The 26,224-nt window shown below is 64.2% G+C and carries 18 protein-coding genes; 7 read left to right on the top strand and 11 right to left on the bottom strand.

Translation table 11 applies throughout. From position 1 onward, the window contains the following. Positions 1–303 precede the first annotated feature (303 nt). The 4 genes from NLM33_RS15870 to NLM33_RS15885 form a co-directional block, all read right to left on the bottom strand. Positions 304–1,017: a hypothetical protein gene (locus tag NLM33_RS15870; protein WP_254096941.1), complete on the bottom strand. Its 714-nt coding sequence runs from the start codon at positions 1,015–1,017 to the stop codon at positions 304–306. Positions 1,018–1,043: 26 nt separating this feature from the next. Beyond that, positions 1,044–2,150, bottom strand: a complete 1,107-nt coding sequence (locus NLM33_RS15875; protein ID WP_254096942.1) for a DUF4238 domain-containing protein — start codon at positions 2,148–2,150, stop codon at positions 1,044–1,046. Beyond that, positions 2,137–2,868: a hypothetical protein gene (locus tag NLM33_RS15880; RefSeq protein ID WP_254096943.1), complete on the bottom strand. Its 732-nt coding sequence runs from the start codon at positions 2,866–2,868 to the stop codon at positions 2,137–2,139. The genes NLM33_RS15875 and NLM33_RS15880 overlap by 14 nt, the downstream gene beginning before the upstream one ends. 293 nt (positions 2,869–3,161) lie before the next feature. Continuing rightward, entirely contained in the window at positions 3,162–3,746 is a 585-nt protein-coding gene (locus NLM33_RS15885) for a hypothetical protein (protein ID WP_254096944.1), read from the bottom strand. Between the two features lie 135 nt (positions 3,747–3,881). On the opposite strand from NLM33_RS15885, the gene NLM33_RS15890 reads away from it, so the two are divergent. Both NLM33_RS15890 and NLM33_RS15895 read left to right on the top strand, forming a co-directional pair. Further along, positions 3,882–4,268, top strand: a complete 387-nt coding sequence (locus NLM33_RS15890) for a DUF4351 domain-containing protein (RefSeq protein WP_254096945.1) — start codon at positions 3,882–3,884, stop codon at positions 4,266–4,268. Between the two features lie 120 nt (positions 4,269–4,388). Further along, positions 4,389–5,051, top strand: coding sequence for an antitoxin Xre/MbcA/ParS toxin-binding domain-containing protein (locus NLM33_RS15895; RefSeq protein WP_254096946.1), 663 nt, complete (start codon positions 4,389–4,391; stop codon positions 5,049–5,051). 165 nt (positions 5,052–5,216) lie between these two features. On the opposite strand, the gene NLM33_RS15900 is transcribed toward NLM33_RS15895, so the two are convergent. From NLM33_RS15900 to NLM33_RS15915, 4 genes are all read right to left on the bottom strand, one after another. Continuing rightward, positions 5,217–6,638: a hypothetical protein gene (locus tag NLM33_RS15900; protein ID WP_254096947.1), complete on the bottom strand. Its 1,422-nt coding sequence runs from the start codon at positions 6,636–6,638 to the stop codon at positions 5,217–5,219. Between the two features lie 421 nt (positions 6,639–7,059). After that, on the bottom strand, positions 7,060–8,763 hold the full coding sequence (locus NLM33_RS15905) for a hypothetical protein (protein WP_254096948.1): 1,704 nt from the start codon (positions 8,761–8,763) through the stop codon (positions 7,060–7,062). 435 nt (positions 8,764–9,198) lie between these two features. Then, a complete protein-coding gene (locus NLM33_RS15910; RefSeq protein WP_254096949.1) occupies positions 9,199–10,710 on the bottom strand; it encodes a helix-turn-helix domain-containing protein in 1,512 nt (503 codons plus the stop codon). 108 nt (positions 10,711–10,818) lie between these two features. Beyond that, positions 10,819–11,091 carry a hypothetical protein gene (locus tag NLM33_RS15915; protein WP_254096950.1) on the bottom strand — a complete coding sequence of 91 codons (273 nt, stop codon included), beginning with the start codon at positions 11,089–11,091 and terminating at the stop codon, positions 10,819–10,821. A gap of 250 nt (positions 11,092–11,341) precedes the next feature. Here NLM33_RS15915 and NLM33_RS15920 point away from each other — a divergent pair, with 250 nt between their 5' ends. Next, a complete protein-coding gene (locus tag NLM33_RS15920) occupies positions 11,342–12,352 on the top strand; it encodes a phospholipase D family protein (RefSeq protein WP_254096951.1) in 1,011 nt (336 codons plus the stop codon). Positions 12,353–12,397: 45 nt separating this feature from the next. Here the strand turns inward: NLM33_RS15920 and NLM33_RS15925 are convergent, their stop codons facing one another. From NLM33_RS15925 to NLM33_RS15935, 3 genes are read right to left on the bottom strand one after another with little or no spacing between them, the layout of a single operon-like run. After that, a complete protein-coding gene (locus tag NLM33_RS15925; protein ID WP_254096952.1) occupies positions 12,398–13,120 on the bottom strand; it encodes an SOS response-associated peptidase in 723 nt (240 codons plus the stop codon). Positions 13,121–13,122: 2 nt separating this feature from the next. After that, positions 13,123–13,572 (bottom strand): hypothetical protein, encoded by a 450-nt coding sequence (locus NLM33_RS15930; protein WP_254096953.1) that lies wholly within the window; start codon positions 13,570–13,572, stop codon positions 13,123–13,125. An 18-nt stretch (positions 13,573–13,590) separates the two neighbouring features. Next, entirely contained in the window at positions 13,591–14,001 is a 411-nt protein-coding gene (locus NLM33_RS15935) for a hypothetical protein (RefSeq protein ID WP_254096954.1), read from the bottom strand. 427 nt (positions 14,002–14,428) lie between these two features. On the opposite strand from NLM33_RS15935, the gene NLM33_RS15940 reads away from it, so the two are divergent. From NLM33_RS15940 to NLM33_RS15955, 4 genes are read left to right on the top strand one after another with little or no spacing between them, the layout of a single operon-like run. Beyond that, complete coding sequence (locus NLM33_RS15940; RefSeq protein WP_254096955.1) at positions 14,429–15,658, top strand: DNA cytosine methyltransferase; 1,230 nt, start codon at positions 14,429–14,431, stop codon at positions 15,656–15,658. A 2-nt stretch (positions 15,659–15,660) separates the two neighbouring features. Next, a complete protein-coding gene (locus NLM33_RS15945) occupies positions 15,661–18,231 on the top strand; it encodes a hypothetical protein (RefSeq protein WP_254096956.1) in 2,571 nt (856 codons plus the stop codon). A 7-nt stretch (positions 18,232–18,238) separates the two neighbouring features. Then, a complete protein-coding gene (locus NLM33_RS15950) occupies positions 18,239–20,374 on the top strand; it encodes a hypothetical protein (protein WP_254096957.1) in 2,136 nt (711 codons plus the stop codon). Then, positions 20,367–26,216: a DEAD/DEAH box helicase gene (locus tag NLM33_RS15955; RefSeq protein WP_254096958.1), complete on the top strand. Its 5,850-nt coding sequence runs from the start codon at positions 20,367–20,369 to the stop codon at positions 26,214–26,216. Before NLM33_RS15950 ends, NLM33_RS15955 begins: the two co-directional genes overlap by 8 nt. Positions 26,217–26,224 lie beyond the last annotated feature (8 nt).

Consider the following 26,224-nt stretch of genomic DNA (forward strand, 5'->3'; position numbering starts at 1 on the left):
GTCCTCATCGCGGGCGCGCGATATGGCGAGACAAGTCCACTTGGCCTCAAGGCGCCCTAGAAAAGGATGTCCATTGAGAGTTTGTTTGCGATTAGTCTGTCCTGCCCCGAAGGCTTCGCCAATGTGGACGGCCCGGCTGGACAAGCCGGTACCCGGACAGAATGGATGACGGACGCCGATTGTCAAGGATCGGTCCAGGCGAAACGCTCGGGCATCGCACGCGCCTTCACTCTCCGCAATCGCCGGCCCGGATCTGGCTTCGCACAGGGCCGGACCAATGTTCGGCCCGATTTCGCGGACGTCCTAGTTCCAGAGAACTCCGCTCGCCAGCTTCCGCGCGCGCTTGCGCAGCCAAGCATACCGCATCTTCTTGGCTGCTCGGGCCTCTGCCGAGGCCGCATAACTCGCCATGTAGCGCGTGAGCGGCTTGAACGGCCTGCGGATGGTAACCAGCAAGCGTTTGAAGCGGTACTCATAGGTAAAGTAAAAAATGCCAGCGATGACGAAAGACAGCGAGATCATCATTATGGATTGAAGCAATTTCTTCGGGAGGTCCGCAGGGTGCAGGTATGGAGCGGCGTAGAGCGCCGCGACCGCCTGGGCCATGAGAATGCCGGACAGAACGGCAAGAAACTTGATGACGAGCCAGGTGACGGCTGCGGTTATCCATTCGACCAGGATCAGACGGTTTGCACATCCGAAGATGCCGCTGACGAGGTAACTCATGAGTTGCGGAAGCAGGACGGCGATGTAGATCGACGCGATCAGATATCGTTCGTCGCGGAAATCCATCGAAGTATTCTGAAACCAGACGATGAAGCCGCCGAGCGGCGCAGCCCCGCTCATGGCGGAGCCGGCTATGGTCTCCGAATGCGCCCACACATAGAAAAAAAGGCCGGAAAACAGCGTGAACATCAGCCAGAACGCGTACCAGATGGTGAATACGTGACCGGGGTGTTTGTGCCGCAAGTATAAGATAGCACCGACGAGCCCGCCGAGCAGAGCCAGATCGGCCACGCCGAGCGCGATGTAAGTCCAGACAGTCATGGTGTGCCTTTCGCTTGGTCGCTCGCCGAAGCACCCACGCTTCCTCGTTCGCCCTCCTGGCTCGCGTACTTCTGCCTTCGCCGGTCCCGCAATCTCTCCAGAAGCGATGGAGGGCGGTCGCTGGATATCAGCTGGTCGACAAATTCCCGCTCCGAATCGTCGACCCCATAGACGTACTTGACCGCCTGCTTGACGACCCTGGCGTTGACCTCCTGAACCAAATCCTTGGAAGGCTTGCTTTTGAAGCTCCGCTCCACTTCCTCGGTATTGGTCGCTAGGAACAGCCGATGGGGCCCGATGGGCAAGGTCAGGTAGCAACCGGGTTCGCTGAACGTCTTGGACATGTGGAGGGGCCTGTCGGACGAAAGGAACGGCGGCGCGTCGTCTGGCGTGGTCACAACGGACCAGCGCATTCGGTTGAGCGCCTGGCCAATGCCTTCATGATCCATCAGTTCAGGCGCAACGTTCATGACCCAACGGGCCATGTGGTCGGGATCTCTCTTCTCGATAAACTCCTCAATCGTCTCGGGATCGTCCGGCTTACGGTTGGAGGCGTATTTCTGCTTCAGCAGCGTAAGGTCCCGCTTCCAGTCGTCTTCCAGTATCTCCGTGAGAGCGGCCAAGTCCTCGGGCATCCGAGTCATGAGCGTGATCAGGAAGAGCGACCAAGCCGACGTCTGTTCGGCATCGTTCTTTACCTTGTCGACGTTAGCCTCGATCATGTCGAGGGCTTTCGCCGCGAAATTGTCGACAGGGCTCATGAACTCGTCCTCGACCTGCTGCGCGATCGATTTGGGAACGCCTTTCTTTTCGTACAGCCTGTCCTTGAAGCCCGTTTGTTTCGGGTAGACGCGCTGGTGATGGATCTTTTTGTAGGGGCGGCTGAACTCGCAGATCCGGCCGTCGTCTCCGGCCCAGCGCCTCGAATAGAACTGCGGAACGTAGTGATGCCGGATCGATTGTTGGGCTGCCCCGCGCAGCCAGATCATATTAGGGCAGACGGCCTCCGTCTCCGCGGTGCAAGGCTGGATGTACGGATGCCCGCAGAAGCCGCACACCACGGCGCGCGGCCGCGTCGGCGGCATGACATCATCGTCGCTCATTTGCGTACGCAATCGTTTTCAATGCTTTGTTCGCGTCGCCTCGCCCCTGGTAAAGGCCCAGCAATACCCCTTCGTCTTCGATCGTTTCAACGCGAAAAAGCGTCCAGCGCTTATCCTTGCCCTGCACGATACGGAAGGTCCGACCGTTGCGACGGCAATAAAACGAGGCAGAGCTATCGATTGAAGTCCAACCGCAATCCGCTCCGGAGAGAAAGCGCTGTTCTAGCTTTGCACGCTCCTCTTCTTTCAGCTTGCGATATCGCTCCTCCTGCTCTCGCCGGAGCCTTTCGTCCTCCCGCTCCAGATGTTCCTGAAGCATTCCGATGATGGCGCGCATCTCGGTACCTTGCGCCTTTTCCGAGCGATACAGCGCCAGACAACCATCCTTGAGGTCTTCGTTGGGATAGGTCGTGTAGGGCTCCTCCCAGATCGCGCGCAAACGCTGCTCCACGTCCGTCTTGGTCAGCGTCGGACCGGGCAAATTATTGAGAGAGGCAAGCAGGTCTTCTATCGGAATCCAGCACGGAGCAGCAGCCTTCGCCACTTCCTCCCGCTCAGCTTCCCACTTGCTCCAGATCGAGCCCGCTCGATCGATCGCGTTCACGATGTCCCGGGCAAGCTTGTGCACGCTGTGCGGATCGCGCAGATGCCGCAGCGATGGGCTTTTCACGAAGTCGAAGAGCAACGAGGCCACGGCATACTGGCGGTCGGAGTTCATGCGGGCCCCTCCGGTTGGCAGGCTCGACATGCTATCAACTAGAACGCGATTGGACGAATCGCGACGAATGACTGCCAACCAGACGCCCTCCACGCCAAGGATTCGCCTGGAGCGTTCTGCGAGGTCCATCACAGTCTTGATTGCAAGACAGGTGCGCGCCCCTGACGACGAGGCAAGGTACTGACCTCTAGGCGTAGGATTCACCGAGGCGTCGGCGCGCGCAGTTGCGGCGGCAATTCGGCGAGACCGGCGGCCAGCTCGTCGAGGGCTCCCTGATTGAAATACCCCACGCGCTAGGCCTCCACGTCCTCGACCTCTCCGCGGTCGCCGACCAGCGCGATGCGGATGCCGGAGGCGGCGCAGCGGGGCGCCAGTTTGCGCCCGACCCGGCGCGTCACCTCGGTTGCCGGCATGACCGCGACCTGGCGGGTGCCGGGTGCCCTCATCATCAATCTGCCGACGATCTCGCAAAGGCCTTTGTCCAGCTTCGAAAGCCGGCCCGGATGGCGGGTCTCGATGGTGCCGCCTTTGCATTCGGCTTCGATCGTGACCCCGTTGGCTTCGGCGGTGACGTCGCTCAGTCCGGACTGCGGATGGATAACGATGCGCCGCCCATCGGCGTCCTCGAACGTGCCGGCGAACGCGCTGCGGGCCGTTGCTATCCTGCGGAAACCACGCTTCTCCAGCCACCCTGGGAAGTCGATTTGCTGCGCGTGCTGCCCGTCGGGGTGGATCCTCACTTCGCGGACCGGCTCCGTCCGGAATAGGTGCATGGCATAGGCCAACATGACGGCGCCTTCGTAGAAGTGCCGATCTGGCCGATCGGCCGGCGCTCCGGCGGTCGGTGGCCGCTCGACGATCAGGTCATCGAAATCCATGTCTAAAACCCGACAACGTGCAATTGTACGCGGACTGTAGCTACCGTGGGTCAGGCGCGCCAGTCCGCAAGCCTGGCGCGCGGTCGCGACCGGGCTTGCGTTGCGGTCCTGTTCCGAAACGGCCCCGAACGGTATATGATCCAGAAGATCGTGCGGCGCATTTCGGAAGTCGCCAAGACGGATCACGAAATTAGAGATGCCGGAGCCCTGCTCACCGTGTTCTCCGAGTTGCGCGATGCCGGCCGGACCGTCGCGGAGGAGTGGAAGAAGATGAATATTTCCATCGATGTCAACAAAAGCCCGCTCATCAAGGAAGGCCTCGATCGTGAGCGCGCCAAAAGCTTCGGCAAGCTGATCGCAAAGCAGCTTCAGCAGAAGTTCGGTGCCGATCCCGCCGACATCGAGCGGCGTCTCGCCGACCTCAACGCCGACGAACTCGAAGCCATTGGCGAGCGCATCATCCAGGCCATTTCGATCGAAGAAGCTTTGACCGTCCCGGCGCCATCGACCGCGCCACGGTGAGCGAGAGCGGCCCCGAGCCGGTACGCAAGCCATCCCCACGCGGGTCCGATCATGACGCCTCCGTCACCGCTAGAGCCGCCCGAAATCTATCAAGTGGAGATCGCGACAACCGACGGCGGAATGACCGCCGTCGCCGTCACCGACCCCGGCAGCGGCCGCAGACTTACGGGCTCGACCACGGCATCCGCAACGCAAATGGTGGCCGTCCTGATCGAGGACCATCGCGAGCGGGCGGAAGCGGACCCGGTCGATCCCTCGCTCGCCGAAGAGAAACGCAGCCGTCGAGAGAAGATCACCTCCGTCGCCGTCTCCGTGTTCGGCGACGAAACCATCGCCCGCGCGTGGCTCACGAGGCCTCACTGCGACTTCGATGATCGACGCCCGCTGGCCGTGGCCGCCCGCGACGACTGCGGTCTGGCCGCCGTCACCGCCAAACTCGCCTCCTTGGACGCCCACCCCCACGTGGAAGCGCCTCCCGCACGCACCGTCCGGACACTTTACGCGGAGGCTCTGGACGTGCTGCTGCGCGGAGAGATGGCCGATGTCGCAGTGGCGAGAGATTGGGACCTGCTGTCAGAAGTGGCGCGGCTGGCCTTCGACGACGCCTCCACCGACTTGGCGGTCACCGACCCCTCCCTGTTCGCCGCCTGGCGCGAGGCGGTCACGAAGTTTCATCTCAAAGGATGGACGAACATGACCCCGCAGCGTGTGGAGGAAGTCCGGAAACGAGCTGCGGAGCGCGCTGCGGAACGTCAACGTCGTGACGCTGCTACTCTCCGATAGATTGCTCGACGGCATCAAAACACGCCAGCGACCCGATCTCTTGGCGACGAGCCGCGCATTCGCTTCGCGGGAAGACAAATGCGACAACAAGCATCAACGTGCGCGCGCCGACCTCGTGGAGCAGGCTGAACGGCCGGGGCGTTTGCTCTTTGCTCGCGGTCCTCGTCATGACCGCATCCGACGCATGAAGGTCGCTCTCCGACGCGTCATTTCGTCATCGGAGCTCTCCAGCAAGCGATCGAGCGCATTCATCATGGGCGCAGCGGACGTTAAAAGTTGGCCGTCCAGTGCCTTTTCGTCGTCGCGGTAGAGAGCGTCACGCAATCTGTCGAGCAGGCTCTCCGACGGAACGCCGCCCGGCATCTCGACCGAGGACGGCAGCGCGCTGCGGCCGGACCAGCGACCGAAGAAGTCCCAGCCGGGCGGCGAGCTTTCATGTCGCAGCATCAGCTCGAGAATTTCCGGGGTGATGTCGACCGCCCGCATGGTCTGCTCGCAAACCATCGGATCCTCGAAATCCGCACCGTCGAACCAATCTCGAAACTCCGGGCACGTGGGACTCGTCGGACCCGTAGCGATGAAATCGAACGTCCCGTGCTCGTCGGTGCCGCTCGACGCCGAGAAGGGGAAGCCCGGGCACCAGATTCCCGCCGCCGGATTAGGCCAGCCCTTATCGCTCGTCGATCGCGGCCCGGACGCAAGCAAGGTCCAGGATTCCAGAAGCAACAACGCTTTTGCCCTACCGCGTGCACGCGACGGACCGACCGCCAAGTGCACCGCGTAGCAGAGCTTAGCCTTGACCTTGCCGATCGGCCGAGACCGGTTCTTCAGCGATTGCAGCGTGTGCTCTAGGATGTCGGAGCCGTCGTTCTCGCTGCACTCCACCTCGGCATGTCCGACGACGCGGGGAAACAAGAAGATGCGCGGCCAGGTGAGATACCAGCTGAACTCCGGATCTTCCCCACGATATTCGAGCTGCCCCGTCGGCTCGTCGAATTCCAGGCGGCGCTGATCGCAAGCGGCCCAAAGCCGGCTCAGGTCGATAATCGTTCCGTCGGCGGCTTTCCTTGGCCTCGAGAGATATCGGCCGATCTCGGCTAGGCCTTCGGCGAGCTCCTCGAACTCGTCGCGCCGCGCCAAGGGGACGTACGGCTCGAGGAAATCTTGCACGGCGACGGCAAGCTCATCGAGGAGCGGAAGCTGATCGCATTCCGCAAGCGCCGCCGCGGCGACGACCAGGTCTCTGTATCGGACGAGAGTCTTGTTGAAGCGCCCCGCAGCGAATCTCGTCTGCCCTGACTCGCGCTCTTCACGCGTCAGGTGGAAGCGGTAGAAGTTTTTCGGATCGCGCGCGATGTTGGCTGTCTGGCAAATCGCGGAGCAAGAGAGGCCAAGCCGATCCGCGATCCGCGTCACGACCAAGGCCGCCGCCGCGGCCTGATCGTCGGTCAGTTTGCGGCCGGCCGGAAGCTTGTAGCCTGACTTGGGTCGCAACATGTCGCAGACCCTGGTCAAGGTCTGTCCGGGGTGGGCGACGGCGGCGAGAGCGTCGTTCATCAATCTGCTCAAGGGGGTCTCGGTGGTCATGCTCATCTCCTCGCGGGTTCGGGATGGGCGATGGCTACCGGGAAGCCTCCGGACGCGCATTCTGTTCTGCTAAATCTAAAATATCGTATTTTGCAGAACACGGATGAGGAATTTTGCAGAACATCGTGAGCCCCAGCAGGTTGGCTCGCTCGGTTCGCCGGTGGACGGTCGGGATCTTTTGAGTCCTCTTCGTGGGTGGGGGCGCTGGGCCTGGGGTGACGGATGCTGCTGGGGTGCCCGAGCTCATGCTGGAGCCATGGACTCGATCAGCCAGACCCCACCGGAGACGCCATGCCGTCGGCAAAAATGCCGCTCCAGACGCCGATTCCCTGAAAATCGACATCGGGGGGCGCCTAAGGGGGCCGTCCGCCACCCTGAGCCCCGCGTTCGCGCCGTGCCGGAAATCACCTAACTGCGTGCCTCACGACTGCGCTCCGGACCCGGCGCCATCTTTCGGAAACAGGACTGCTCTGGCTCGATCCGCCGTTTCGAGCGACTTCCCCAACACGACCGGGCTCGGCTTCATCCGTCTCGAGTATTCCGAGTGCGCGATGAAATTGTGAAGCGAGCACAGTGGGTCCACGTCTCGGATCTCCTTCACGTAGTCGGACAGCAGCCGTGCAAGCGAAATGGCGCCGGACGCCACCCCGCCTTCCAGGTTCTCCAGATCCTGGATGGTCATGACGATCAGCGGCCTGACGCTCTGGCCGGCATCACCATCGAGCAGCTTTCTCATCTCCTTGCGGAAGAAGACACCTGTGCCGGGGCTGTCCAGGCGCAGATCGTGTGCCACCACGATCGGATAGATTTCGGTGGGGCTCGCGAATTCGTCCGGAAGCTCTGGCCAATCGCGCTTCGAGATTGCGCCGGTGCTCTTCGCGAGTTGCCAGACGGCGTTTCCCTTACTGATGTACTTCTCTCGCAGGTGGCCCACGAAGTCGGCGTACTCGTTGCCGGAGACGAGCTCCTCCTTGAGAAACTTGGCTTTGGCCTCGAACACGAGGATGGCGGCCGCCTCGCCGGCAACGGCATCGACCTCGAACTCCGTCTTCTTGCCGTTGGCCTTCTCGAGATTGAGCCTGGCGTTGCCGAACATGCGCCCGACGATGGCATTCGCATAGTCCTCGAACGCCAAGCCGAACGCGTGGAAGACCGCCCTTCCGCGCTCCGGGTGATCGCGCAGCAGGAAAAACAGAGGCCCGATCGAGAGCTTCGCGGAATAGAAGACCGGATCGATGATGACCGATGCCCCGTCGGGAAAGAGGATGATCGGCCTTTGCCACATCGCCTTTTCGAACTCGGCCTGGCTCCCCTGGCTGGCCTGCGCGAACTGCTCCGGCGTCTGGCTATCCAGCGCGAGATAATCCGGAAACACGCCTCTGTACGTGGTAGCGGCCCCGACCGTGTTGATCTTGAAGACCCGGCCTTCGAGTTCGTTTCCGACCATGATGTAGGACATGAGGCCGGAGACGCAGGTCGAATATTGGTCGAACGTCATCCTGGTCGCCTCCCGGAATTCATCTTCGAACTCCGGGTAGTGCTTCGGGAAATGCTCCGCGAACAGCAGCCATCCGCGTCCGATCGTGTTGACCACGTTCGGCGCAGGGTTGGTTTCCTCGATGACTTTCCGCAGATATCCCATGTGATCTTCGACGGTGTCCTCGGTCACTCGCGCGAAATTCCGGGACGCCATCGTGCGCTCGGTCCACAGCGCGCTCGCGACGAGCGCCGCCTTGAGAAACTGCGCTCGATTCTTGGCGGCTTCGTAAAAGTCGGGACGGGGCCCCGGAGAGCAGTGCCTCACGGCCAGACGCATCAGATGCAGAAGCTGGCCCCGGAAGAATACCGCATGCGTTCGGTGTCCGCCGCGCGGTCCGGTGAAGCTCAGAATCCTCTGTTCCTCCTTCGGCAACGCGATGAACGACATCGCGGCTCTGTTGCGGCGCTCCATGGTTGCGATTCCGATTCCGGAGACGATCGCGTTGAGCCGCGCGCAGAGGATCACGGTCTCCTGGAGAGGGAGAGAGGCCAGCAGATTTGCGGCATACCCTTCGGTGGACGGCAGCCCATAGACGTGGGCTATGTCGGCGAACGAGTTGACGTCGCGCGCGTTGACGTAGCCCATCAGCTGGCGCTCGACAGAAACGGGTCCCGGACCCTGAAGCGCCAGAAAGTCTCCCGGATCGGTTTGGTTTTTCGGCCGTACAACGGATCGCTCCCGCAGCAGGCAGTGGTGAACACTGCCCGGGCCATATAAATGAGGATCCCCTCATAATCGTTCAAGCGAGGTCGCTGGACCGGCCCGATGGGCCTGTCGTCGGCAGGAACGCAGCTACGGACGTCGAAGCCCTGGAATCGATATCTGGACCCCCGAAAACGCCTTGACTCACTGCCGGCTCGCTGATCTCGACTCTGACGCTGGACGCAACGATGAAGCGGCCGCCACACCCTCCCGAGCTTGTGTAATCGAACCCGACCGATCCAAGGTAAGAAGCCGGCGAAGGAGGTGGCGGCGAAGAAGCCCGCAGCCAGACCGCATCGGAAGTCGGCGTAGCGCTCGCTACTTCTTCGAGTAGAGCAATTCGTCGAGCCGGCAGGCGGCCCGGTAGATTGACCCGCGACGATTGCTGCTTCGGGGGTCCGCTCCCTGGGCCCGATCCAGGCAGTCGAGCAGGATTTTTCTGATGCTTTCGAGGTCCTTCGGCTTCGCTGTCGTAGGCAGAGCCTGCACAGCGCCGGCGAAGACTACATCCTCGTCAACGTCGGCCGGCGCCGCGATCTCGCCGCGCGCCAGCTTCGCGCGCAAGGCTTCGGCCTTCCCGGTGGATTGACGGAAGGCAGCGTCCTTTCCGGCGAGCCTATCGACGAGCGCGTCGCGCGACGACGGGTAGGTCGCGACTTGCTTGCGCAGATCCTCGGCGACCTGGTCGGCCGTCGACTGCGTCTGGTCGATATAGAACCACACCGGAAACCATTTGCGTTGGGCGTGAGCCTGAAAGTGGATGTACTGCATGGGCTCCGCGACCTTTTCGTTCCGCAGGAAGTTGCGGACGACCGCGTCGGGGGTCACGTTTTCGCGGATGATTCTCGTTCGCTCCCTTTCCACTTCCGAAACGGGCTCGACGTCGCCGATCAGCCTGAGTGCCGGCGCCCCCTTTTTCTCGTCGAACTCGCCCTCGCGCACGAACTGGATGCTCGGGAGCAGGGATTTGTCGATGAGGAATTTGCCGCTGGTGCCGGCGACTTCGCCGGAGTCCAGATCGATCGTCGCTTCCTTGCCGATTGCGACGCGGTTCATGCGGGCGCTGAACTCGGCGACCGCCCGCTGCTCACGCGCGGCGATGATCTGCCTGAGCTCTCCCGGCTTGATCAGGCGGGTCTCGCCGACGTACCGGAAATAGATCCCACCTTCCTTCACGTCCTGGCCGACGTTCTTGATGGCGATGACGGGCCCATGGTCGTGCTTCTCCACGTAAAGCACGCCGACCTGCTTGCCGCCGAGCTCGATGAGGCCCTTCGTGATGTGAGGAACGGGATCGAGGGCGCCGGCCAGGATTCTGTTGAGGAGCGAGATGTCCGACTTCGTGAAGATGTCGTCCGAAAGCCCATCCGCATGATAAGTCGCGTCGGTGACGCCAAACAGGAGATAGCCGCCCTTGTTGTTGGCCAAGCCCGCGATCGCGCGCAGTGCCTTCGAGAACCGATCCTCCGGCTGAAGCCGGAAACCTGCCTTGCACTCGATGCGGTCGGTCTCGCCGCCGACCAGCCGCCACGTGCCGGTTTCGCGGACGAACAGGGAGCGAAGAATTCGGATGTCGACCGGAGACGGAGCAGGAGGCGACTTGGCATCCGGATCTTGCCGGGCGGCAAGGAAGGCCTCGAGCTCTTCGGGCTGGGCTTCCTCGACGGATGCCCCGTACACCCCTTTCTTGATCTGGGTGATGCGTCCGGAGCTGATCAACCGGTCCGGCTTGTTGAAGTGAAAGTGGATGACGTCGTTCCGCCACCCCTTACGGAGCATCGCCTTCACGATGCCGATCTCGGCATCGGAGAGATTCCGCTTCTTGGCCATGTCGCCCCCGGCGCCGAATCGTCGGGCCGGTGGCGCAGACGGTTCGCACAATGTTGCTTGACGTTGGTGCTACTGGAGGATGCAGGGGCAGCGCAAGAGCCTGCGAAGTTACCTTGCCGAGTCGGGCGGGCACTCCGGGCAGGTGTCCCCCATCGAATCGAGGACGTCGCGAATTTCTGCAAGAGATTCATCAGGAGAGATCCCGGCCGGCGGATCGTGACGAGCGGCGGCGAAGGCGCGGTCGCGCGCATGCGGGTCGGCGCGATCCTGCATCCAGCCGTGCTCCTCGCATTCGTGGATAGCGCCTGACTCCTGCAGCACGCCGATCGCCCATCCGCGCAGCGTCCGGATCGCCGGCCGTCGTTCCATCGTCATCAGCATCGACAATCGCTCCTGCCGTGACGAATCCTTCCGCCCGCCGGCCCGTTCCCGGCCGTTAGCACAAGCCAGGGATTCGAAATCGGGAGGGCTCGAGTTTGTCCACCTGTTCCGCAGGACCTGTGCAGAACGTTATTGGGCTATAGCGGCGTGCCCTTGACGTGTCCCCGCCCGCTCACGAACTATGGGAACCTCTTTTGATGTCACTTGGGCGTCGAGATTTTACGCAGCAAATGGCAGAGGTTGCGCGCGCATGACCCAGGCGGCTTCGACCCGACTCCTCGACGAGAAGAGCGTCATCGCTCCCGTCCGCAAGATGGCGAAGGGATGCTCCGATCTTCGGCTCGCCGTCGCGTTTTGGGGGAAAGGCGCCTCGAAGATGCTGCGCTTGTCGAGCGCAAAGAGGGGCCGCGTCATCTGCAATCTGGAGTCTGGAGCCTGCAATCCGGCGGAGATCCGCAAGCTTCGGGCTTCGAAGAAGTTCAGGATCAAGACTCACGCCCAACTTCACGCGAAACTCTACTGGTCGCCGACAGGCGTCGTCGTCGGCTCCTCGAATGCGTCCGCCAACGGTCTAGTGGTCGGTGCCGACGTCGCGAAGGGTTGGCGGGAAGTCAACGTTCTGTTCGACCAGCAGGATCAAGTCCGCCGCGCCGGCGAGCGCTTCGATGCGCTGTGGAAGCAGGCGAAGCCCATTACAAAGATTTTGCTCGATGAGGCGGACCTCAAGTGGCGGGCCCGGGCCAAGGCTACGAAGGTGCTCTCGGTGAAGAGCAAGACGCTTTTCGGCGCCTACGCGGAAGATCCGTCGATCTTTCGCGACGAGCGGATTTTCCTTGCGATCTACGACAGCTATCTTTCCCGCGAAGCGTCGGCGGAGCAGAAGAAATGGAGAGCGAAGAAGGAGACCGAGCAGTTCGAGGACGGTCTCCTGGCGAAATCGAGCACGCTGACGACGTACGAAGGCTGGCGCAAGATGCCGGCGGGCGCGTGGCTGATCGACTGCTCCTTCATCAATTCCAGAAGGCCGAAATTTCGAGGAATATTCAGGGTCTGGGAAGGCGGACTTCTGGAATTGTCCGAATCCAGCATCCAATTCGCCTATCGGATGCGCTCGATAGTGATAGGAGACCGTTCCTTCAAGCTTTCACCGGCGGAGAAGCGTAGCATCGAGAAGAAGGCGGCCACGCTTATCCGGGCGGCTCATAGAAGTCGCAGCGACCTGCTCGCACTCGGCGATCTTGTGCGTATCTGTCGAAATTGAAAAAGTACGCCCATCCTTCGTGAGGAGGCGGCGTTTCCTCGTCGATCAAGTCGCCGGCGCCGGGTCTTCCTTCGTGCCACGTGCGACGATCCGCAGCGCGCCGTCCGGCAGCGGCCGCTGCAGCTTCAGCGCTTCCTCCGCCGGCGCGGTCATCCAGGTCTCGACCTCGTCGGGCGTCGTCAGGATCACGGGCATCGCCTTCGGGTGGATGGCGCCGACCTCGGCGTTCGGCTCCGTCGTGAGGAACGCGTAGAGGTCGTTCGTGGTCTCGCCTTCCTTGACCTTCCGGACAGACGTCCAGTTCGTCCAGATGCCGGCGAAGCAAGCGAGCGACCGGGTCTCGTCGAGCGCGAACCAGACGTCGCCGCCCTCGGGCTTGTTGAACTCACTGAACGAGTTGAACGGGACGATGCAGCGGTGCTCCGGACCCAGCCAGCGCGCCCAATGTTTGCTCTTCACGTTGCGGATGTTGGTCGTGCCGCCGTCGGGCTCCATCCGGAGCAATTCCTTGAAATCGACCTCCTTGCCCTTGGCTTGGTGCTTCTCGGCGCGCTTCTTGGTGGCATCCATCAGCGCCTTGGACGACGAAGGCATGCCCCACCGCGCGGTTGCAAGCTCGCGGCCGTCTCGTCCGCTGCGAACGATCGGCGCCTTGTAGTCCGGAAAGACGCCCGGCATCGGCGCGAGGTTGCCGACGTAGCGGTTGACCACGCGGAACAGCGCGCTGATGGCGGCTTGATTGGTGGTGATTGAATAGAGGTTGCACATCGTCAGGTCTCCGCAGCGGCCTGGCGAGCGCGCTGTGCCAACTGTAGCAGCGTGGCCGGCGGGCGGCGATTGACCTTGGCGCACTTGCTGCAGCGGAGCCGGCTCGCCAGGTCGTGCACGAAGGTCGTCGGCGGATGGCGCAGCGCGGCCAGGTCGACGTCCCGCTTGGTCTTGCACCGCGAGCATTCGATCTCGAGCCACGGGTAGCCCCCGTTCACCGCTTGGTCGATCGAGGGAGACGGGTCGATGGGCCGGCCGTCGCTCCACATCCGCTCGTTCCATGATTCGCACAGCAGCTTGTCCGCGGTCCGGATCAGAGCCTCGCCTTTGGCCCGGGCTTCGGCGGACTGGCCCGCGAGGATCGAAGTCATCGCGCGGGCCTTCCCCAATTCCTTCTGCAGCGCCTTGCGGTCGCCTCCGGAGAGTGGGGTCGGGTGGTATTTAGGGGCCATGGCCGTCCCGCCAGCGAACTACATGCCGCCAAAGTCCGGCCAGCACCCATCCTCTTCGTGACGCCCGGTCCGCTGGCCGCACGTGTTGTCCAGCAGACGCTGGCCGACGTCACGCCAGAGCGCCGCCGCACCGTACAGCCGGACCGCGTCGGCCTTCTGGATCTCGACGGTCCGCCCGCAGCGCCGGCAGCCGACCCGCAGCAGGTGCTGCGGGACATCGGCAAGTCGCCGCGTCCGGATGCCGGGGTCGGCCTGCCTGGCGTCGGCGCCGGCGTCCCGCAGCAAAGCGTCCCAATATTCAGCTGGCATCGGGTCCGCCGGACCGACGGGAGGCACTGTGGGGACGCGCCTGCCGACCGCAACTTCGGCGGCCATCTTCTCCATCTGCTTGGGGGTCGGCAAGCGCCAGCTGGCGGGGCGATCGGTCATGCCGAACTAGAACATATCATGAACATTGGAGTCCAGCCCGTTTGGCTGGGATAGTGGAACGGAATGTGTTCGCGCGCGACTAAAGTAAAAACGATTGCGCTTGCGGGACGATTCAACCCATGCGACGATTCTGCTGCTTTCGCGGGCACTCGGAGCTCCTAGAAAGCAGCGAGATCAATTTGGCTGGGTCATTTTCTCGACTTCTACATTGCCGACGAACGTCATGCGCGGAGCGCTGAGCATCAGGGAGGACATCACACCCCTGCGGTTCCAACGGCGAAATAGGAGGGAAGGAAGCCGGCCTGAGGCTGAGGTAGGGGCATGGGCATTTTGGAAGCGACCGGCAGACCCGAGCGGATTGTAGCCGCCTGGCGTCTTGCGGCGTCCGGATTCATGATGGCCGCCGTGGGCTGGAGGGCCATCTAAGGTGCCAAGCTATCTTGAGTTCTTCGCAGGCGGAGGAATGGTGCGCGCCGGACTCGGGGGCCGGTGGAAATGCCAGTTCGCGAACGACTTCGATCCTTTGAAGGTCCAAGTCTACTCGGACAATTGGGGCGAAAAGGAAATCCTGGAGGACGATATTCATAAGGTCGAAGCCGCCGACCTCGGGCGGCGCGCCGACCTGGCGTGGGCTTCGTTTCCTTGTCAGGATCTCTCGACTGCGGGCAACGGACTGGGGCTCGGCCAAGCGAATGGCCGCGATCGAACGCGATCCGGAACGTTCTGGGCGTTCATCGACCTCATGAAAAAATTGAAGGCGAACGGCCGCCTGCCCCGCATCGTCGTGCTGGAGAACGTCGTCGGGCTCCTGACCATCAACGGCGGCGAGGAATTCAAGGCGGTCATCGCCGCGCTCGACCGGTTGGGAATGCGCGCCGGCGCCGCCGTGGTGGACGCTCGACACTTCGTTCCGCAGTCACGACAGAGGGTCTTCATCGTCGCCGTTTCAAAGACCGCGAAGGTTGCTGACGCGCTCGTTCGCGACGAACCGCACCCGATCTGGCACCCGGATCCTTTGGTGAAGGCCGTCGGCAAGCTCTCAGGCCAGTGCCGCGAGCAGTGGATGTGGCTCAATCTCGGCGCGCCGCCCGAACTGAAGAAGACCCTGAACAAGATCGTCAAGAACAAGCCCGTCGGCGTCGAATGGCATACGCCGGCGGAGACGAAGCGCCTCCTGGCGATGATGTCGGACGCGCACAAGAAGAAACTGGCTGAGGCTAGGAACTCCGGCAAGCGCATGGTCGGAACGCTCTCGCTGCGGATGCGGCCCTCGCGCGGCAAGACCGTTCAGCGGACCGAGATCTGCTTCCGAGGTCTGGCCGGTTGCCTCCGGACGCCCAAAGGCGGCGGATCGCGGCCCCGCGTCATCGTCGTCAGGGGCGGCAACGTGCGGACGCGCCTCCTTGCGCCCTCGGAGGCGGCTTCGCTGATGGGATTGAAGGCCAGCTACCGACTGCCTGAAGTCTACGAGTACGCATTCAGGGTCATCGGCGACGGCGTGGCGGTGCCTGTCGTCTCGTTCCTGCGCGGAAAGCTCCTGACGCCGCTGCTGCGTTCGATCAAGAAGTCTGGCGGGGCCGAGGCGTCCAGGCCCAAGCAGACTGCGCGAGGGGCCGACCAAAGAAGCCGTCGCGGCCAGCTGGAGCTTCGCATCTGAAAATGACGGTGGCCCTCCCATGCACGTATCTGGAATGGGAGATCGCTCTAACGCGCCACTTCTTGTCTATCGGCCAGGGAGACGCTTCGCCGCTCCGATCTTTCGAAGTCACGGACTACACCCTGACGGAGGCGGTCGGCCAAAAACACACGGATCGGGAACGGGTGATCGAGGCCTTCCGTTCGACTTTGGCGGACAAGCAGGATGCGCTCGTAAAGGCGCTGCAGCGTGGAGAATATCGCAGATATTCGGGCGACGAGATTCCGGGCTGCTTCGCATATTTGGCGCTTACGATGCTGGTCGAGGGAATGATCGATCCCGACGCGAGCGGCCACGCGTTCCGGCCCAAGCTGGCCTCGTTTCTCAAATTGGACCGCGCCTTCCCGCACCTTCCCGGCATCAACCGCATGTGGCTGGACCTCGACGCCTGGCTCAAGGACAGGGCGGCGAGAGGATCGCCTTTCCGCGTGCTCGACCTGCCGCCCGAAGATGAATGGCGAACGCAGATCGGATACTCGGTGCACATGTCTTTTCCTTCCAGGAAAGACAAGCAGGTGGTCCAGAGCTTCCTTTCCGAAAACCGCGACGCGCTGTCCAGCCCGCTCGACTTCCTGGACCGCTTCAGGCGCGTCGCCGACGGCTCCAAGTCGTCCGCATATCTGAAATCGGCTTACAGCGATTTCGCGCGCAGCTATCTCGCCGGGCATCGCGCGCTGTCCGATCATCGCTTCTGGCGTCTGGTTCAGGCAATCAGCTTGGGCAGGAAGACGTCGTCGACGTTCGAGCTCTTGCTCGAGATGGTCCACGACGAGGACGATCTCTGGTCGTTCTTGGTCTCCGACCTGACGACCGGCCGCGGGCTCGGGTCTCACGCAACGCTCGCCAAGGCTCTTGTCGCATGCGCCGCCGTGGAGGGACACGATCTGACGCATGCCATCGATCTCGGCGTGGTCTTCTTCCATCAGACTGGGCATGCCCGCTGGGAAGCGATGCCGTCTCTCGCCGACGGACCCAGCAAGGTCATCGTAGGCCTGTCGCCGCGGGTCGCTGGCAAGATCGGCGCGAAGCTGGGGGTGCTGGAGCAGAGCGGCGATTGGGCCCTCACGCGCATCGTGCCGTCCGGCAAAGCGCACGACGTCATCAGCGCCGTGATCAAGCTTCCGTCGGCGGGAGAGCAGATCAGGAGCGTGCGGGTGTTCGGCGGAGTGCGCAGCGCCGGCGAGTGGCTTGGCAGGCCTCGGGTTCTGCCGAACGTTGCTGCCGATGCATGTGGCCTGTCGATCGCGCCTCGCGGCGGCGCGGCTGACCTCTCGGTCTCATGCGGGGAGAAGTCTCCCGGGACCTATGCGATCCGGAGCGAACGCGCCCTCCATGGGACGTACGTGGTGCAATCGGCCGCCGACGCGACCGGCACATCTCCGTCTTGGTCTCGCAGCCTCACTTTCGTTCGCGACGCGCACGTTCACCGTTCGATAGGCGAGGCAAAGGGCGCATCGGTCCCGGAATGGAGCGATGTCGTCGCCATGCAGGATAAGGTCGCCTCACCGCCTCGGGGATGGAGCGACATCCACCCCGCGCTCGATGACCTCATCGAGGCCGTATACGCGGGTGGAGGATCGTCCGGCTGGTCGGAGGCCGAGCTCGTGCCGATGCTCTCCGACATCCTCTCCGGCGAAGCCAGCCCATGGGACGTTCTGCGGAGCCTTCAGGAGGCGGCCATGATCGAGCCGATCCTGAAGCCAGGATGGAAGGGGCGCACTTGGATGCTGCGCCGGCCGACCATCGCGCCGCTGGGACCGCCCGCGGCCGGACTTGTCGTCGTCGATGGCTGCGTCGGCGCGCGTCTGGCCGAGGACTTCAGGGAGGCCGTCGCAGCCATGGGCGGCCAGCCGTTCCGATCGGGCGGGGTGGCGCGTTGGTCTCCGCCGCTCCTCGGTGCGGCCTCCGTGCAGCCCGACGAGCTTGCCGCGCGCCTTCGTTGGATGGTGGACTCGCCGAAGGTGGCAGGTAAAGCGCCGGCGTCGTTCGTCCGGACGCCGATCAGCCACGAGTTCTATGCTCCGGCTTCCTTTTGGTCATGGAAGCGCGGCCATTTCGTCACGGCCCGCGACGAAGACCGCGAGCCGGTGCGCCTGGTCCGCTGGAAAAGCGTCGCCGACCGTGATCACGATGTCTACGTGGTCTCCACCCGAGGAGGGGAAGCCAGGTTGCTCTCCAGGCAGGCGGCGATCGCGCATGCCCACGTCACTCGCCGCGCCGCGATGTTCAGCTTCGAGGCAGGGACACTTGTCCGGTCCGCCAGCGAGGGCGCGCTTCCGGCGCCGATCTCCTCCTGGCTCCGCTGCCGGAATCTCGCGAATGCAGGCTCGTCCGGCAAGCGGCATTATGCGTATCCCGCAGCGGCGACGGACCTCCCAAGACTCCAGAGCCTGCTTCCGAACATCGTCCAAGCCGATGCGGCTGGGTCAGCGCACGATGCGGCGCTCGCCGTGCGCAGGTCGCGCGACGGGACGCGCCTGCTTTGGATCAACGACAGCGTAAAGGCGGCGCGCGTGTTGCCGCCGGTTGGGTAGGTGCCAAGTGTCAAACGACAGCAACTTCGTGGTGGGCGTCTGCACGAGGACTCAGGGGCCGTCGGCCTTCGTCGAGGTGCGTGCGCAGTCGATCGAAGGCGCGATTACGGACATATCGGCGTCGTCCCATAATCTCTTCGGCAAAAGCGGCGAGATCGAGGTCAGGGCGGTGCGCCCCGCGCTGAAGCCGGGAGACTGGGTGCTCGCGCGTCCTTCGCTCGAAGGTCCTCCGAAACGGCAGCGTTACGTCGCGGCTTCAGGCAAGCGGCTCGTCTCCTTCGAGGATTTGTCGGGCCTCTACGCGCCGGAAGCGGCCCGCAGGCTGCTGGTCGAAACCGGGCGACAAGACGGCTTCGCGGGCGACAAGATCTTCCGCATCAGCGCGTCCGACATGATCGAAGTGCGGATGGCGGTCTCGCCCGATGGACGCTCGCGGATCGTCGATCCAAAAGACCTGAGGTCGCTGCCGCTCTGGCCCTACCAGGCGGACGCGCACATCCGTGTGCCGACCTCGACCGGCCATCTCGACCTCCTCGCCAAGGATGCCGCGGCGTCGCAGAGCGGGGTCGTCAACTGGAGCACGGACGCCGACTTCCTGGCGCAAGTCATTCGAAGCCTGGCAAGCGAGGGCGCGGAAGACGGCGCTCTAAATCAGGTGGCGACGCTCCTTTCTGGCCACGTCGCGAGGCTCGAGAACTCGCTCTCGGAGGCCGAGCGGCTCGATCCGCGGGTCGGGCACGAGATCATGCGCTCGAGACGGCTCGCCGATGTCATGAAGTCGCGCGACGACTTGCTCCGCGACTTCATGAACGTCCTTCGCTCGGATCCGGAAGTAAGGGCACAGCTGACCGCCCGCACCGAGGAGCTCGCGGCGGAAGCTGCTCAAGCCAGAAGCGAGACCCTCGTGCAGGAACGCACGGCCGCGCTCGAAGCCGACCTGAAGGAACGGCGCGCGGGCGGCGAGGCTGAGATAGCCGCAACGCTCCGCGAGCTTGAGGCGGCCGAGCTGGCCTCGATGACTGCGCGCCTGAAAACGGCAGAAGAGGCCGCGCTGGCGGGCATTTCGGCGAAGAAGGCGGAAGTCGAGACCGAGGTCGAGCTCCTCGCGGAAAGAAGTGCGCAAATCGAGGCGCAGAACGCCGCCGAGGGCGGCCGTCTCGCCGAAACGCAGCAGCTGCTGCGAACGCTCGACGCCGAACTCGCGAGCCGAAAGGACGAGATCGACCGCATCGTCCGCATCGAGTCGCTGCTGCACGCCCGAGGGAATGCGCCGGCGGAGAGAGCGCGGATTCCAGGGATCCGCCCCGTCAACGATGCGAAGCCGATCGCGCTCGGCGAACTAGCGGCCTGGGTCGACGCCAGCAAACTGCTATCGACGGCAGGCAAGCATCTCTGCGTTCGGGCCCTGACCGACCTGCTTTCTGGCAGCCTGCCTGTGCTCAGCGGGAGCGAGGTCGACGATTTCGTCGCGCTGCTGGCGGCGGCGGTCGGCGGAGGAAGGCATGTCTCGTTCGACTGCGACCCGACGGTGATCACGTTCGACGATCTCTGGGTCCGTCCCGCCGGCGGGGCGCCAACCGCACTGGGCGAAGCAGTCGCTGAGTGCGCCGGTCAGGGCGCGGTTCGCGTTTGCGTGCTCCGCAACATTGACCGGTCTGCCGCGCATCTCTGGGTGGAGACGCTGGCGGACAAGCTTCGCAGCGGCGTCATCCCTGAAAACATGCTGATCTGCCTGACGTTCGCGGAGCCGCCTAGCGAGGCGCTGGCAGAGGCTCTCAAGCGGCTCCCGTCCATCGACACGAGCGGCGCAATGGAGAAGGCTGGCGTCATTGCCGCGCTTGCGCGATCGCCTGCCGATCGCCTTGAGCGGCGCATCGAAATGTCGACGATCGAGCCGGCGTCCGGGCCTGCAGCCGCCGAAGCGGCCGGGAAGCTTCTGGTCAAGGACGTGCAGATCGGTTTCGCGGACGTCGACTGGTTCGCTCGCCTGGTGACGGTCGCCTCCGCGCTCCTCAAGAAAGACGCGGAAGATTTCATCCTCGCGGCGGCCCGCCGACGGGCGGCGGCCGAGAAGGGCGGCGCGCCGAGCAACGGAAAGCCGGGTCTGCGCGTGATCGAGTCCGGAGGCGCGTCGAATGCTTGACCCGGTCGGCGGCTTCGAACGCATCAAGGACTTCTTCATCGCCTACGTCGAGACGGCGTTCCGTATCTCCGATCGCAGGACCGCCGCAGCGCGCCGATCGCTGCTCGAGTCGGAGGGAATGCTCGCGGCGGCGCCGTTCGTCGAGCCGGTGCTTCGTTACTTGGCGGCCAAGGAGCCTATCGAGGAGCTCATCGACGATCCGGCGCTCGATCGGCTTTCACGAGCCGGAAAGGTCGCTTTCGCCGAGCTTTCACTGTCGGGGTTGTTCGACGGCGAGCCCGCGGACGGCGAGATCAAGCGCAAGTCGATCTTCGCGCCGTACATCCATCAGAAGGACATGCTGCTCCGGGGCGTGCAGCCCGGAAAGCCCGGCATCGTGACGTCGGGCACGGGATCGGGAAAGACGGAAAGCTTCATGCTGCCGCTGCTCGCGCAGCTTTCCGACGAGGCGGTGGGCTGGCCGGCCCCCGGACCCGGCTATCTACAGGGCCGCTGGTGGCGCGGTTCGGAGCGGTACCGGGCGCAGAGAGGCGGCGAGACCAGGCGCGCGGCCATCCGTGCGCTCGTTCTCTATCCGATGAATGCGCTCGTCGACGACCAGATGGTCCGTCTCCGCCGGACGCTGGATTCGGACGCCGCCCGGGCCGTCATGGACGACCGCTTCAAGGGCAATCGGATCTTCTTCGGCCAATACACCAGTGCGACGCCGGTCACGGGCTACGAGCGTCATCCGCGCCGGTTCGCCGATCCGGTGGAGAAGAAGCGCCGAGCACGGCGGCTCGGCAAGCTGCGCGCCGACATGCGCTCGTTCGAGAAGAGCCAGAATGCTGCCCGCGCGCATGACGCAATGAAGGCGGCCGACGCCGCAGCGGGAATCGCTCCGCCGGAAGACCCGACGCGCTACATCTTTCCGAGCGTGGACGGCGGCGAGATGGTCAGCCGCTGGGACATGCACGCCGCGCCTCCGGACATCCTCGTCACCAACGCGTCGATGCTCGGCACGATGCTGTCCCGTGAAGTCGAAGAGCGGATGTTCGAGGAGACCCGCGACTGGCTGCTGAGCGACGACAAGGCGTATTTCTACCTCGTCATCGACGAGCTTCATCTGGTGCGCGGCTCGGCCGGGACCGAGGTCTCGTTCCTGATCAAGTCTTTGCTGCAGCGTCTCGGCCTCGACGATCCGGAGCACATGCACAAGCTCCGGATCCTCGCGTCCAGCGCCTCGCTGCCGCTGGACGAGGTCCGCGGGCCCCAGAGCTTGCGGTATCTGCGGGATCTCTTCGCGCCGTTCGGCACCTGCAAGGAAGCAGGCGACCTCGGGACGACGGAGACCGAGTTCTGGCGCGGTTGCGTCGTGCCAGGCGAGGCGAACGTGCTCCCGTGGGCCGGACGGAGCCTCCCGCCGGAGCCCTTCGAGCGCCTGCTCACGGCGAGCGATCCGGACCAGCACGGGTTCGTCGCCAAGATCGAGCCGACCGAAGAGATTCGATCCACGTTCGCCGACGTGCTGGGCGCGCTTGGGATCGCGCGCGACGCACCCGACCGCGTGGCGCAGGCCGCGGTCCAGGCCGCTGCCGCCTTGACCGCGGCATGCCAAAGCGGCGACGGCGTCCGGGCGACCTCGGTCTCCGACATCGCCGCTCGCCTTTTCGGCCACAAGACTCGGATCGACGCCGTCCGTGGGCTCATGCTCGTCCGCGCGCTGCCCGAGAGCAAGCACGCCGAGTTCAAGACCAAGCTGCCGGAGGGCGTGCCGTCCTTCCGCTTCCACGGATTCATCCGGAACGTCGAAGGACTATTCGGATCGATCCGCGCCGTGGCGGACGGAATCGAAGTGGAGGATCTGACGACCGAGAGGGGCATCTCCCATGGCGTTCCGGCGCAAGGCGAGACGCGAGGCCGCCGCCTGTTCGAACTCCTATACTGCGAAGCTTGTGGAGAGCTCCTGATCGGCGGTCAGCGCGGCGACAAGAACTCGGGCGCCGTCGTCGAGATGCTGCCGTCGGCGGCGGACCTGGAGAACATTCCGGAGAAGGGCATCTCGGAATACTACGACAAGATGCTGTTCGATCAATTCGCGGTCTTCTGGCCACGGCGAGACGCATGGAAGGGCTCCGAGAAGGGGTTCGACCGCTGGGAGCCGGCTTCGCTCGATCCCAACACCGGCGCGGCGACGGTCGGCAGCGACGTGCCGCCCGGCCACATCGGCGGACATCTGTACTTCCAGACCGACGCGGCCGTGACCGTGAAGAGGAGAGTGGCGTTCCCCAAGACGGCGCAGCCCTTCTGCTGCCCGAAGTGCTCGACCGACTATTCGTCCAGGCCGAGGGAAAGCCGGTCCCGCTCTCCGATCCGTGCGTTCCGGACCGGCGTCGGGAAGGCCTCGCAGATGGTCGCCACCGAGATGTTCGAGCTCCTGCACGCCATCGGTGCCGACGCGAAGAGCATCGTCTTCAGCGACAGCCGTCAGGATGCCGCGAACCAGTCGCTCGAGATCGAGCGGCTGCATCTCCGCGACCTTCGACGCGAGATACTCGTTTCCGCCGCGAGAGCGGCGCTCAGCGAGGCGGAAGCCACGTATCTGACGAAGGACCAGCAGAACGCGATGATCGTCGAGATGGCGAAGACCGATCCCGGCGCCATCCCCGCGATGATCGAGGGCTGGAAGAAGAACTCGGGCGGCGGCGCGATCAGCGTCCCGACCCGAAAGGTCCGTCTCGACCACCTGCTGCAGTTCTCCGTCAACAGCACGAGCGTGTCTCGCATCACGTCGGAGCTCGTCCGGCTGGGCATCCATCCCTTCGACGAGTTCGGCAGAAAGCGCTTCAACCGGCAACCTTGGTGGCAGGCGTTCAGCCAGACCGCTGACGAAGTCACGTTCTCCGGCGCGTTGACCCCCGTCCTGCGCGGCGACCTCTCGCAGGAGATCATGAGGAGCCAGTACGAGCTCATCGAGGACGTGATCTTCGCGAACAGCTTCTTCGCGATCGAGGAGACCGGCCTCGCGTACCCGTCTCTGTCGGAGGACGACGGCGACGCCGCGGACGAGATGGACGCATGGCTCCGCGTTTTCGCGAGCGGCAACCGCGTCCAGGAAGGTCAGTATTTCGATCCGACGGACTACAAGCAGTGGCACTCCGCGCAGGATGTCCAGGAATCGAACAAGGTGCGGCGGTTCGCGGACCAGATCTTCGGCGCGCAATGGCAGATCGGCCTCGACGACGTGCTGAGGCGGCTAACGGCGAAGGATCAGCTCGGTGGCACGATTCAGGTCGGAAAGCTCTATCTCAAGATCGCGCGGAAGGACGATCCGTACTGGCGGTGCATCGCATGCGAGCGGGTGCACATGCATCGGGGCGTCGGCAGATGCACGCGCTGCTACGCGCCGCTGCAAGTGCCGCGGACTGGATCCGTCGAGGAGCTTTGGGATTCGAACTTCCTCGGACGGCGGATCGTGCGCGGCGCCGAGCAGGGCATTCCGCGCTTCAGGCTGAAGTGCGAGGAGCTCAGCGGCCAGACCGACGACTTCTCCGACCGCCTGCGGCGATTCAAGGACATATTCGTGGGCCTCGACAACCTGGTCGGCCAGCATGCGCAGGAGATCGACATGCTGTCGGTGACGACGACGATGGAGGTCGGCATCGACATCGGCTCTCTGCAGACCGTCTATCAGGCGAACATGCCGCCGCAGCGATTCAATTATCAGCAGCGCGTCGGCCGCGCCGGCCGAAGAGGGCAGGCGTTCTCGTTCGTCACCACGTTCTGCCGCGGCCGCAGCCACGACGCATTCTACTTCCGTCATCCGGAGTCGATCACGGGAGACCCCCCGCCCGCCCCGTTCCTTGCGGTAGACCACAATCCCATCCCGCTGCGGCTGCTGCGAAAGGTGTGGCTCCGGCAGGCGTTCGCGCTGGTGCGGAACGAAGCCATACGGGACGGGCTGCCGTATCCCGGGGACGATCTCACGCCGCCGGACGTGCACGGCGAGTACGTCCCGACGACTGAGTTCTACGAGGCGGGCTCCGCCTGGCCGGACAAGCTCCGCAAGGCTCTGGACGAAACGGAGGAGGTCCGTCAACGCTTCATCCGGACGGCGGTGCTGAAGCCAGCGCAGCGCCAGCAGCTTCTCGACAGGTCCGCGCCCGAGACGCTCATGGGCGAGATCATGGGCCTCGCCGCGCAGAAGCCACGGGTGCGCGGCGGCCTTGCGCAGTTCCTGGCCGAGCAGGGGCTGCTGCCGATGTACGGCATGCCGACCCGCGTCCGGAATCTCTATCTCGGCGCGAGGCGCGAGCCCGGCGTCGTGCCCGAGGAGTACGACTGGAGCCTGATGGATCGGGACCTCGAGATGGCGATCTACGAGTTCGCGCCGGGGGCGGTTCTCGTCAAGGACAAGGCGCGGCACCGCGTCATCGGCTTCACGGGGCCCCTGCCTGAGCCGGAGCGGCGCGGAAGGGAAATCGTCGTCGATCCGCCCAAGTCCGACTGGTTCGGCGAGGCGACCCACGTGGCGTGGTGCGGCGCTTGCGGCGCTGCGAGCCACACGGCCGACCGTCCCGGAGGGCCGGTCACGTGCGATGATTGCGGAGTCGACATCGCCGAGGATACGTTCAACTATTACGTCTCGCCGAGCGCCTTCCGCACCGACTTCCGCCCGACCCCCAAGGACGTCGAAACGCCCGGTCAAATGGCGATCCGGACGGTCGCGACGATCCAGCACGACGGCGTTCCCAGCACGATCGGCAGTCTGACGGTGCATGCAGGCGCGGGCACCACGATCATGAACCTGAACAGCGGCGTCGAGGACGAGAACGGCCAAGCAAAGTTCTTCAGCGCTGACGTCGCCACCGACAACGACGTGCTGGGCTGGCAGAAGAACGTCACTGTTCCCGAGCAGGCCATCGATCCGGACATCGAGCGGATCGCGGGAAGCCCGAGATGGACCCTTACAGCGCCGCACGGCATGCGTTTCGGGCTCCTCGCGCGCAAGGAGACCGACGCGCTCTTCCTCGAGGCGACCGGCTTCAATCGCCGGCTCAACCTGGATCTCGTTGCCCGGCGCGGCCTTCGGTCCAGAATTGGCGCCAGGTCGGCGGCCGTCAGCGCGACGCATCTGCTGGTGCAGAAAGCGGCGCTCGTTCTCGACGTGGCTCCGGACGAGTTCGAGGCGCTGGAGCCGCGACTCAGAGGCGACAGCCCGATGCTTCAGATCGCGGACACGCTGATCAACGGATCCGGACTCTGCCGGCGGCTTGGCGAGCCCGGGCCCGACGGCCGTCCTCAGATCGTCCGGCTGGTCGAGGATGTCCTCGGAGACGACGGGCAGTGGCCTCTCAGGGACTTTCTGAAGGAAGATCACGTCACTCGCTGCTCGACGTCGTGCTACGTGTGCGTGCAGCAATATCAAAACCGCAGATACCATCCGCTGCTCGACTGGAGGCTGGCGCTGGCGTACCTGCGCGGGATGATGGACCCGCACTATGCGTGCGGACTCGACGGGAATTTCGACGGACACCCTGAGCTTCGAGGTTGGCTCGAGAAGGCCCACTCTCTCGCGCAGGACGTCACGTCGATGCGACCGAGGACGCTTCGCTACGTTCGCGTCGGCCCCCAAGGACGGATCCCGTGCATCGAGGAGCGCACGGTGGATGGACGGCTCGAGCGGCGCTACGCGGTCGTCCATCCACTTTGGAGACTGGATGCCGCCTCGGCGCGCGAATTCGGCATCGCCCCGGACGGCAATCAGCTTTGCTTCGTCGACACGTTCGATCTGGAGAGGCGGCCGCTCAACGCCTTGAGGTTCGCCGCAGTCCGCCCAGAGGACACCGCTCTGACGCGTTGAGGCGGCTG

This window comes from Bradyrhizobium sp. CCGUVB1N3 (assembly GCF_024199925.1).
Classification (GTDB): Bacteria; Pseudomonadota; Alphaproteobacteria; order Rhizobiales; family Xanthobacteraceae; genus Bradyrhizobium.